Raw genomic sequence first — 10,176 nt, 5'->3', positions numbered from 1 at the left:
CTCAGTTCTCCCGAATTGTGGATCGTGGGTCGATGAGAGCGAGCACCACGTCGACGATGAAATTGATGAGAAGGACGATGGCGCCGTAGATCACGACCAGTGTCTGGGCGAGCGGGTAGTCCTTCTCGGTGATGGACTTGACCAGCGCCATGCCCATGCCGGGCCAGGCGAAGATGCTCTCGATGAGCACGGTGCCGGCAATCAGACCACCCAGGAGGAGTCCGGCGAGCGTCAGCGTCGACGTCATGAGGTTGGGCATTGCATGACGGAAGTAGATTCGTGCCACGGGCATTCGCTTGGCGCGCGCCGTACGGATGTAGTCCATGTCCAACACGCCGAGCGCCTCTGCACGGACGATGCGCGACATCGAGGCGATGGCACCGATCGACATGGCCGCGACCGGGAGGATGTAGCTTTCCGGTCCACCTCGGCCGGCGACGGGCAGAACAGGGAACGTGACGGCAAAGAGGTAGACCAGCGCCGTACCGAACATGAACTCGGGGATCACGGCGATGGTGCCCGACGTTGCGGTGTAACCGATCTCGACTCCGCGTCGTCGACCGTTGCGGGTCAGTGCAGCGAAGATGAGGCCGATCGGAATGCCCACTAGCAGCACCGTGACGACTGTGAGTACAGCCAGTTCGAGTGTTGCCGGTAGGCGGGACGCGATCACCTCGAAGACCGGAGTCCTCAAGGTGATCGAGTCACCGGGATTCCCGCTCAGCAACCCGCCGACGAATCGGAAGTACTGCTGCCACAAGGGAAGGTCGTAACCGAGCTGAGACCTCGTTGTCTCGACCAGTTCGACCGGTGCGTTCATTCCCAGTGCCAACCGAACCGGGTCTCCCGGAATCAGTTGGAGCATCAGGAACGCCGCAGTCACCAGCGCCCAGAGTGAAATCACGAAGGTGCCGAAACGACGCAGAAGATATGCGGGCCAGCTGTCGGACTCGAGCCACTTTGCTCGAGCCTGAGGCGCCGCTTCTGGTTTCGCGGCTTCAATAGTTTGACTCATGGGCTGTCTTTCCGGAGGGCGGGATGCTGGGGCGGGAAGATATTTCAGAGTGGGCGGACGGCCTACTGGTAGAGACGCAGCGCAGAACCGTTGAGCGACTTGCCGAATGAGAGTCCGGCCTTGTTGAAGTACACGTTCATGACGGAGTCTGCGAAGGGCACGGCCGCGATCGTCTTGGTGAGCTCCGACTCGGCGTCGGCCCAGGCGTCACAAGCGTCGCTACCGGTCAGACCGGAAGCCTTGGTGGCTGCTGCTTCGTAGGCGGGGTTGCTGACCGATCCGAAGTTCTTGCCTGCTGCGGGAACCTGCCCGGCAAAGTACGCAGTGAAGGTGCTGGGCAGCGAGGAGTTGACCTGGACCCAGGCGATGTCCCAGGCAGAGTTGTCCTTGCCGCTCAGAATGACGTCGATGATCTTGTTCGAGTCGCCCCCGGTCACCTCGACGTTTGCGCCGAGTTCGGACCACGCCGACTGAGCAAGTTCGGCCGCCGCGTTGCGCGGATCGTCGGTGCCGTCGTACACGAGACGGAGATTGAGCGGCTTGCCATCCTTGCTTCGCTTGCCGTCAGCGCCGGCGGTCCAACCAGCGCCGTCCAGTGTTGCCTTGGCGGCAGTGAGGTCGAAGTCCGGAATGTTGCCTGCGACAGAGTCGTAAACGCAGGCGCGCGGTTCGACGGCGACGAGGCTGGTTGCCCGGACCCCGTGTCCGGCGGTGATGACCTGAGTGAGGTCGTCGAGATCGACCGCTTGGATCAGGGCCTTGCGCACTGCGGGATCGCTGGTGGGATTACTCGCGATCTGGTTGAAGTACATCTGGCCTGCCGGCAGTGGCCGACCGACGGAGTCCAGATTGGCTGCCGCGACGCGGTCCTTGTCCGGACCGGCGATCGGAGCTGCGTTGAGTTCACCCGAGAGCAGCTGATTTGCGGCGGTGCTCACGTTCGGCGACATGGCGGCGACGACCGTCTTGGGGACGCCCGGGGTGTCGGAGGTCGTGCCGTCGGGGCCCCAGTTGTAGCCCTCGCGACGCTGGAACGTGTAGTGGTCGTTGGCGGCAACTTCGGTGACTTCGAACATGCCGGTGCCGAGCGACTTCTTGTTCGACGCTGTCGGATCTTTCAATCCGGCCTCGCACAGGATCGGCAGGCGACCGACGTTGAGAAGAAGGAACGGGCTCGGCGCCGGAGTGGTCACCGTGACAGTGCGCGTTGCAGGATCGGCAGTCGCAGTGGCGCCGGTCGGCACGGAGGACCCGCGCAACTGTGAACCGTTGTCCGGGTTGGCCACGAAGTTGATGTTGTCCGCGACGGTCTGCGGTGTCAGCGTCGATCCGTCGGTACAGGTCACCCCGTCACGGATGGTGAAGGACGCCGAGGTCGGGGTCTCCTCCCACTTCTCCGCCAACCACGGTCCGACTTCACTGGTATCGGGATCCTGGTAGATCAGGTAGTCGTACGCCAAACGCGACAACTCGGCGGTCGCCGAGGCGGCCGACATGATCGGGTTGAGAGCACCCGGATCGGCCTGCAGGGCGAAACGGAAGGTCCCGTCGGTGGCCGGTTCACCGCCACTGGCGCCCGAGGACGTGCCTCCCGAGCCACAAGCAGACAACACAAGCGTGAGCCCTGCGGCTGCCGCAAGTGTTGGATAGAAGCGGTGTTTCATGGTGCCTCCGTGATGGAGCAGGGGCCCGAGCGAAAAACGTGAGGGCGCGGTTGAGTGTTGACTGCTAAATCTTGGCGCATGACGTGACGCGCATCTCTGTCGATCCTCACGAAAATCGGGTCGATTTTCGTCCGCTCCCACGAAAACCGTCAGGATCAGTGAATACCTGTCCGTATACCGACAGCGACCGGCGAAACACGACGATTTCCCCGGTCGCTACCGGCGGTCTACTGGTACAGGCGCAGGGCCGAACCGATGAAATTGCGGCCGAATGCAAGACCCGCATTGTTGAAGTAGAGAGTCGTGATCTTGTCGGCAAAAGGTACCGCCGAGTTTGCTTTGATGATCTCGGACTCAGCGTCTGCCCAAGCGGCACAAGCGTCCTCGCCCGTCAGCCCGGAAGCCTTGGTGACGGCTGCGTCGTAGGCCGGGTTGGAGATCGACGCAAAGTTCATTCCCGCAGCGGGCACCGGACCGGAGAGGAAGGGGACCAGCATGCTGGGCAGCGCGACGTTGATCGGCTCCCACGCGACATCCCACGCCGTGTTGTCCTTGCCGCTGAGTGCGACATCGAGAATCTTGTTCGAGTCTCCACTGGTGAGTTCAACGGTGGCGCCCAGGTCGTTCCACGCGTTGACTGCGACGTCGGCGGCAGCATCGGTCGCGTCGCCGAACGTCTCGTAGACCATCCGAATTCGGAGCGGTGTGCCGTCCTTGCTGCGTTTACCGTCCGCGCCGACCTTCCAGCCCGCAGACTCGAGAGTTGCTGCGGCCGCACTGGTATCGAAGTCCGGTAGGTTTCCGGCGACAGAGTCGTAGATGCAGGCCCGCGGTTCGATGGACACCATCGTGGTCGATCGGGTTCCGCGGCCGGCGGTGAAGATCTCGGCGAGGTCGTCGAGATTGAGAGCCTGGACCAGCGCCTTGCGTACGGCAGGATCGCTCGTCGGATTGCCGGGACTGTGGTTGAAGAACATCTCGCCCGCTGGAGCAGGCTGCTTGACGGTATCCAAGTTCGCGGCGTTCATGCGGTCCTGATCGGGGCCGGAGACGGCAGCGGCATTCAGATCACCGGACAACACCTGGTTGGCCGCTGTGCTGTTGTTCGTGATGATGGATGCGACGACATTCTTGGGTACACCGGCAGTGTCGGAGGTAGTGCCGTCCGGTCCCCAGTTGTATCCGTCGCGCCGAACGTAGGAGTAATGATCGTTGGCGACTGCCTCGGTCATCTGGAACATGCCCGACCCGAAGGTCGTCTTGTTTGCCGCCGTCGGATCCTTCAACCCGGCCTCGCACATGATCGGTATTCGCGCCAGGTTGAGAAGCAGGAACGGAGAGGGTTCCGGAGTTGTGACCGTTACGGTCCGGGTCGCCGGGTCGGCGGTGGCAGTTGCAGTTGCCGGTGCGTACACCCCGCGGAGAGCGGATTTGTTTGCTGCGTTGGTGATGAAATTGACGTTGTCGGCGACGGTCTGGGCAGTCAGAGCGGATCCGTCGTTACAGGTGACGCCGTCGCGAATGGTGAAGGACGCGGAAGTGGTTGTCTCTTCCCATTTCTCGGCGAGCCACGGCTTGGTTACGCCGGTATCGGGATCCGGATGGAGCAGATAGTCGTAGCTCAGACGCGCCAGTTGGTGCGCCGGCGAAGCGGCGGTCATCAGCGGATTCAGAGCGCCGGGGTCGGCCACGAGAGCCAATTTGAAGGTGCCGTCCGTGACGGGTTCACCCCCACCCGAACCCGATGAGCCACCCGTTGAGCACGCGGTCAGGGCAAGAACGGTGCCAGTTGCCGCAGCCAGTAGTGCGTAGGACCGTTGTTTCATGGTGCCTCCGGAAGGTGTGGTCCCGCCCGAGTGACGCGAGGTCTGTCGGGTCAGGAGCAAAAGACGATTGCTTGAATCTTCACCCAACAAAAGAACGAGAACATCGTCCGGATTTACGAATGTTTCGTGAGACTTGGTAGATCGCTACAACATTGTCGGATGGAAGAGACGAAGCTGGAGCATCAGGCTGAATCGAGTTTCCGGATCATCGAGATCGATGCCGGCAATCCCGGCAAGCTTCTTGAGGCGGTACCGGAACGTGTTGACGTGGATGTGAACCAAGGACGCAGCAGCCGGAATGTCGCCGAACGTGTCGAGCCAGGCGCGGAGCGTGTCGACAAGGTTGATGTCGTGACTGCGGTCGTACTCACGCAGTACCGCGAGCGGACCCGATGCGGTCTCGTTCTCGTCCGCCAGGGCGTCGGAGAGGCGCAGAAGTAGGGAATTGATCTGCACGTCGTCGGCGCGCGCGACGGTCCGGCCCGAAGAATTCCACGTCGACCTCAGAACGCGAAGCGCTCGGTCGGCTTCGTCGCGTGACTTCTCCAGCGTCATCACGTCGGCCACTGTCGCACCGATTCCGATGACCACCGACTTTTCCGAACGGGAACGGTCTGCAAACTCCGACGCGATCCGACGCACGTAGTCGTCGTCGGTCTGGTGCCGGGTGTGTGGGATTACGGCGTAGACGGTGCCGCCGATCGCTGCCGCCACCGACAGCGGAAATACTTGGTCGAGATAGGTATTGAGTGTCAGGGCCAGTTGATCGACGTCGGCTTCGGCCTCCAACGATGCACCGGCGCCGCTACGGAAGCCGGCCGCAAGCACGTTTGCTTTCGAACGGCCGTAGCCCAGTCGCTCGGCCGCTTCCTTCGCTGAAGTGCCGCCACTCAGTAACGTGATCACCTCGCCCAACCTCAGTCGTCGTGCCGAATCCGCGGCCAGTTTGGCGCGAAGCAAACTCATGGCGGCCACGCCCGCAGCCTCGACGAGCGTTTTGACCTGTAATTCGTTCGGCTCCTCGTCCAAGATCACCCAGATCGAACCGAGGATCTGCGATGCCGCATGTATTCGCATGCCGACGCGGGGCCTGATGCCCGGCCCGATACCCGGTAGAAATACCGGCAGGGTAGAGCCGTAGATCTTGTTGAAATACCCCATTGACCTGAGCCGATCGGAATAGTGCTGCGGCACTTGATGTCCGAGGACACTCTGCTTACGTGCCTCGTCGCCGAAGGCTTGATCCGCCGAGAACGCGAGGATCCGGCTCGACTGATTCTCGATGGTGACCGGGCCGTTCAATACCTGAGCGATCGAGTTGGCAAGATCGAACAGGTCGGCGTCGGCGGCCGACGTGCGGTCCCCGTTGTTGCCGGATTCGAGGATCTCGTTGATCAACGACGCGCTTTGCAGCCAGCTTGCATCCTTGACCATTCCGAGGAGTGCGACGTCGGTGTCGGCCACCGCTTTCTCGACGAGGCCGTCGAAGTCCAGGGGCTCTTTGACGATCAGCGCTACCGCACCTGCCGAGCCGTATTCTCTTACCGCCGTTGCGATATCGGCCGAACCTGCGAGACCTGCGCCGAGTACGACGGCGCCCGCACTGTCCTGGGTAGCTTCGGACCCTTCGTGCAGGGTCACGCGGCTGACAGTGCGGGCGCCGTCGACGGTGTCGCCACCGCTGAGGAACGTCATTCCCAGTCTGTCGACGATGTCGACGATCGATACTCCCGTAGGTGTGGTCACCACCACACCTTAGGGGGAGCGGGGTCGATCAGTTGTCTGGTTGCCCTGCTCAGTTGCTGGGCTGCTCCGCCACGGCCTTCTCGACGAACCGGCGGGTCTGATCGAACGCCGCGGGCACCTGGACGGAATCGGTCATGTCACTGATCTCGGACCACCGTTCGGCGACGACCTCGGGCGAGAGTGCGCCTTCGGGGATGTAGACGCCCTGCGACTCTTCCATGCGAGCGATCGCGAAGACGCCGGCGCCGGCGCTGAGGATGGTCTTCGTCGGTGCGTCATCGGAGACCATGAACAGTGCGCCGGGTGAAATCGATTCGGGTGCAAGCAGAGCGAGAGTCTTCTCGTCGAGGAGGTCTTCGGTCATGCGGGTCGCGGCGGTCGGGGCCAGCGAGTTGACGCGGATGCCCTTGCGTTCGCCCTCGATGGCGAGAACGTTCATCAGGCCGACGACGCCGGACTTCGCGGCGCCGTAGTTCGCCTGGCCGAAGTTGCCGTAAATTCCCGATGCTGACGTAGTCATGAGGATGCGTCCGTAGTTCTGTTCGACCATGTGCGGCCAGACTGCCTTGGAACAGATGACGGAACCCATCAGATGCACGTCGATGACTTTGCGGAAGTCGTCGAGCTCGGCCTTGATGAACGACTTGTCGCGCAGGATTCCGGCGTTGTTGATCAGGATGTCCACGCGGCCCCACTTGTCCACGGCCGTCGCGACCATGGCGGCAACGGCGTCGACGTCGGTGATGTCGCAGTGGTCCGCGATGGCCTCGCCGCCCAGCTCGACGATTTCCGCCACTACCTTGGCTGCTGCGGTATCAGCGCCGCCACTGCCGTTGACCGAGCCACCCATGTCGTTGACGACGACGCGTGCGCCGCGTGCGGCGAGGGCCAATGCGTGTGAACGGCCGAGTCCGCCGCCTGCGCCCGTGATGATCGCTACCTTGCCGGAAAAATCCAACGACATTGGAAAACCTCTCTGATCTGGGATACTACTCAGTATTACTATGCGATGGCGTGGAAACAGTCAAGGGCCGGCAGGCAGTGTGAATGGGAGTGGAAGTCGAATGAGTAGTGATCTTCCGGACGTGCGATCCGCGATCATCACCAGCGCCGCCGACGCCTTTGCCGAAGACGGTTACGCAGCCACGACTGTAGATTTACTGGCCGATCGAATCGGCGCCACCAAAGGTCTTGTCTACTACCACTTTCGTTCCAAGTTCGACATCTACCTGGCAATCTACGAGCGCGGGATGAGCCTGCTCCGCGCTGAGGTCGAGTCTCGGATGGGCGGGGCAGAAAGCGGCCTCGCGCGTCTCGAAGCGATGTCGCACGCCCACCTGGTCAATCTCATGACGCATCTCGGGTACCACCACACGATCCACCAAGGTGTCCGGGGCCAGATGAACTCCGCGCTCAAGCCGAGGCAACAGCAAGTCCTCGTGGAGCTGAATTCGCTGCGACTCGACTACGAGAATCTGTTCGTCGACGTGATGACGGAAGGCGTCGCGGATGGTTCCATTCGCGTGGGCTCACCACGGATGGCGGCAAAAGTACTCCTCAGCAGTCTCAACGGCATCGACCTCTGGTACCGAAGACGTGAAGGGCAGACGTTGGCGGAGACGGAGTCGTTGGCGGACCAGATCGTCGAACTGTTGATCGGCGGATTGCGCGCTGCGAACTGACTGAAAGCTGCATTCGTCGAGCGGGTTTCCTCCGACCGGTTCGTGCTGTCCTGCGGCTTGTCGTTCGGTTTGTCGTGCTCTGACAGTCGGGGTAGCATGTTGGCGTCGTGCGCGGACTTGCGTAGGAATTCAGGGAAGAGGAGGTGTGGCTGTAATGCGTGGCCAACCTCCGAGTACCAACTGAAGCTGTAGCCGCCCGGGTTGATCCGGTATTTTGCTGCAGCTTCATCGTGTGTTCATCGGCTTCGGCTTTGCTGTGAAGCAAGCGTCGTCGTTCACTCTTCCCTCGAAAGCTGTTCAGCATGCGCGAATTTCGTCGTTCACGTTCGGTACTGCCACGTCGTTCCGCGGGGCTCGGTGACTCACATCCCGGACACTCGCGTGCCGCACGCACCGTCGTCAAGGCTGCCCCGCCCGAGGCGGTGGCGCCCGTCGAATCGACCGTCGTCAACAGCGGCGTGTACCGCGACGGCGAGCGGATAGCGTCGCCGTCCACGCTGGCGGAAGCGCTGTCATGCCTTCCGGATTCGCAGTCGATGGCGTGGATCGGCATGTACCGGCCCGACGACGCCCAGTTGTATGCCGCTGCACAACATTTCGACCTCCACGAACTGGCGGTCGAGGATGCGATCGTCGCGCACCAGCGCCCCAAGCTCGAGCGCTACGGCAAGACACTGTTCGTGGTGCTGCGTGCTGCGCGGTACCGCGACGAGACCGAGCGGGTCGAATTCGGCGAGTTGCACATCTTCTGTGGTCCGAACTTCATTCTGACCGTCCGTCACAGTGAATCGCCGGATCTGTCGGCGGTGCGGACTCGCATGGAGAACGATCCTGACCTGTTGCGGTTGGGTACCGAGGCCGTTCTCTATGCCATTCTCGACGCAGTCGTCGACGGGTACGCCCCGGTGGTGGCCGGACTGCAGAACGACATCGACGAGATCGAAACCGAAGTATTCAGTGGCGATCCCGGAGTTTCGCGTCGCATCTACGAACTGACCCGTGAGGTGATCGAATTCCAGCGGGCGACGCGTCCGCTGCTGGGAATGCTGCGTGGGTTGTCGGCAGGGTTCGACAAGTACCACACGGACGAGGAACTCCAGCGATACCTGCGCGACGTCACCGACCATGCGACGACTGTGGTGGAGCGGGCCGACGGCTTTCGTCAGTTGCTCGGAAACATCCTCACGGTGAACGCAACTCTGGTGTCGCAGAACCAGAACGAGGAGATGCGCAATCTGACGCAGGCAAGCTACGCGCAGAACGAGGAGATCAAGAAGGTCTCGGCGTGGGCGGCAATTCTCTTCGCGCCGACGCTCATCGGAACCGTGTACGGGATGAACTTCGACGACATGCCGGAACTGCACTGGCACTTGGGCTATCCGTTTGCGCTCTCGATGATGTTCCTGACCTGTGGAAGTCTCTACACGATCTTCAAGCGTCGGGGCTGGCTGTAGAAAGTGCCGGCTGTAGAAAGCGCTGTGCGCCTTGCCAACCGAGATCGGTTGGCAAGGCGCACAGGTGTTTTTCGGGAGGGCGCTCGAATCAGAGCGTTGCGACGCAGACCGTGAACTTACGTTCCGGGTGCTCGAATCCCGAGTCTGCCCCCGAACCGCATTCGTCGATCGACGTGGAGTTCTGCAGGATTTCGACGACCTCGACTACATTGGTGCCGCTGGTATCCGAGCATTCGATGCGGGCGGGCTCATCCATTCCGCTGCCGAGGTCCATGCATCCGCCGACTACCCAGTCGACGTCGAGACAGACAGCGCCCTGCTCGTCACCCGCGAGGGTCTCGTAGTAGTACGAGTCGACATCGGAGGCACACAGATCAGAGGTGGGAACCTTGGCGACCACCTTGTAGTTGGAATCCTTGCTACCGCAGTCCGCGTTGTCGATTTCTGCGGCCGTCGTGGTGCCTCCGAGCTTGACGCAATCACCGATCGACACGTCGATGTCGACGTCGCCGCCGTCGTCCGAGCCCTCCTGGCCGGTGATCTTCGAGGTGGTCGGGGCCGCGGAGGTAGTGGTCGAATCGGCAACCGAGGAAGATGATTCCGCAATGGCTTTCGGCTCGATGTCGGAACCGCAACCGACGGTGAAGGCGGCGATTGCAGAAGTTGCGATCACCGCAGTGCAAAGTCGCCGGACGATTCCGGACATAAGGACCCCTTTGTTGATTCTTGGATAATTCTGTTGGTTCGTGGATTGTTCGGGACCTATTCCAATACATCGGTAGTCGAATT

General features: G+C 61.8%; 8 protein-coding genes. 2 read left to right on the top strand and 6 right to left on the bottom strand.

Annotation, left to right across the window (positions count from 1 at the left end):
- Nucleotide 1 precedes the first annotated feature (1 nt).
- The 5 genes from P0M12_RS06870 to P0M12_RS06850 form a co-directional block, all read right to left on the bottom strand.
- Nucleotides 2-1,015: an ABC transporter permease gene (locus P0M12_RS06870; RefSeq protein WP_003940249.1), complete on the bottom strand. Its 1,014-nt coding sequence runs from the start codon at nucleotides 1,013-1,015 to the stop codon at nucleotides 2-4.
- A gap of 62 nt (nucleotides 1,016-1,077) precedes the next feature.
- Nucleotides 1,078-2,679, bottom strand: a complete 1,602-nt coding sequence (locus P0M12_RS06865; protein ID WP_277377542.1) for an ABC transporter substrate-binding protein — start codon at nucleotides 2,677-2,679, stop codon at nucleotides 1,078-1,080.
- 227 nt (nucleotides 2,680-2,906) lie between these two features.
- On the bottom strand, nucleotides 2,907-4,505 hold the full coding sequence (locus P0M12_RS06860) for an ABC transporter substrate-binding protein (protein ID WP_007731371.1): 1,599 nt from the start codon (nucleotides 4,503-4,505) through the stop codon (nucleotides 2,907-2,909).
- A 144-nt stretch (nucleotides 4,506-4,649) separates the two neighbouring features.
- Nucleotides 4,650-6,251: a helix-turn-helix domain-containing protein gene (locus P0M12_RS06855; RefSeq protein WP_007731373.1), complete on the bottom strand. Its 1,602-nt coding sequence runs from the start codon at nucleotides 6,249-6,251 to the stop codon at nucleotides 4,650-4,652.
- Nucleotides 6,252-6,300: 49 nt separating this feature from the next.
- Nucleotides 6,301-7,215 carry an SDR family NAD(P)-dependent oxidoreductase gene (locus P0M12_RS06850; protein WP_007731375.1) on the bottom strand — a complete coding sequence of 305 codons (915 nt, stop codon included), beginning with the start codon at nucleotides 7,213-7,215 and terminating at the stop codon, nucleotides 6,301-6,303.
- Between the two features lie 100 nt (nucleotides 7,216-7,315).
- Here P0M12_RS06850 and P0M12_RS06845 point away from each other — a divergent pair, with 100 nt between their 5' ends.
- Together P0M12_RS06845 and P0M12_RS06840 are read left to right on the top strand one after the other, a co-directional pair.
- Complete coding sequence (locus P0M12_RS06845; protein ID WP_003940047.1) at nucleotides 7,316-7,933, top strand: TetR/AcrR family transcriptional regulator; 618 nt, start codon at nucleotides 7,316-7,318, stop codon at nucleotides 7,931-7,933.
- A 302-nt stretch (nucleotides 7,934-8,235) separates the two neighbouring features.
- Nucleotides 8,236-9,387, top strand: a complete 1,152-nt coding sequence (locus P0M12_RS06840; protein WP_007731382.1) for a magnesium and cobalt transport protein CorA — start codon at nucleotides 8,236-8,238, stop codon at nucleotides 9,385-9,387.
- 88 nt (nucleotides 9,388-9,475) lie between these two features.
- Here P0M12_RS06840 and P0M12_RS06835 read toward each other — a convergent pair whose 3' ends face one another.
- On the bottom strand, nucleotides 9,476-10,093 hold the full coding sequence (locus P0M12_RS06835) for a hypothetical protein (RefSeq protein ID WP_007731384.1): 618 nt from the start codon (nucleotides 10,091-10,093) through the stop codon (nucleotides 9,476-9,478).
- Nucleotides 10,094-10,176: the final 83 nt, after the last annotated feature.

Origin of the sequence: Rhodococcus sp. RCBS9 (genome assembly GCF_029457415.1) — a bacterium.
Taxonomy (GTDB): domain Bacteria; phylum Actinomycetota; class Actinomycetes; order Mycobacteriales; family Mycobacteriaceae; genus Rhodococcus_F; species Rhodococcus_F qingshengii.
The sequence above is the reverse complement of the archived record's forward strand: the minus strand, read 5'-3'. Positions and strand labels throughout refer to the sequence as shown.

Bases quoted from the DNA above. Each gene is read 5' to 3' on its own strand.
- P0M12_RS06860 (WP_007731371.1), bottom strand. From the start codon at position 4,505: ATGAAACAACGGTCCTACGCACTACTGGCTGCGGCAACTGGCACCGTT.
- P0M12_RS06865 (WP_277377542.1), bottom strand. From the start codon at position 2,679: ATGAAACACCGCTTCTATCCAACACTTGCGGCAGCCGCAGGGCTCACG.
- P0M12_RS06835 (WP_007731384.1), bottom strand. From the start codon at position 10,093: ATGTCCGGAATCGTCCGGCGACTTTGCACTGCGGTGATCGCAACTTCT.
- P0M12_RS06870 (WP_003940249.1), bottom strand. From the start codon at position 1,015: ATGAGTCAAACTATTGAAGCCGCGAAACCAGAAGCGGCGCCTCAGGCT.
- P0M12_RS06850 (WP_007731375.1), bottom strand. From the start codon at position 7,215: ATGTCGTTGGATTTTTCCGGCAAGGTAGCGATCATCACGGGCGCAGGC.
- P0M12_RS06840 (WP_007731382.1), top strand. From the start codon at position 8,236: ATGCGCGAATTTCGTCGTTCACGTTCGGTACTGCCACGTCGTTCCGCG.
- P0M12_RS06845 (WP_003940047.1), top strand. From the start codon at position 7,316: ATGAGTAGTGATCTTCCGGACGTGCGATCCGCGATCATCACCAGCGCC.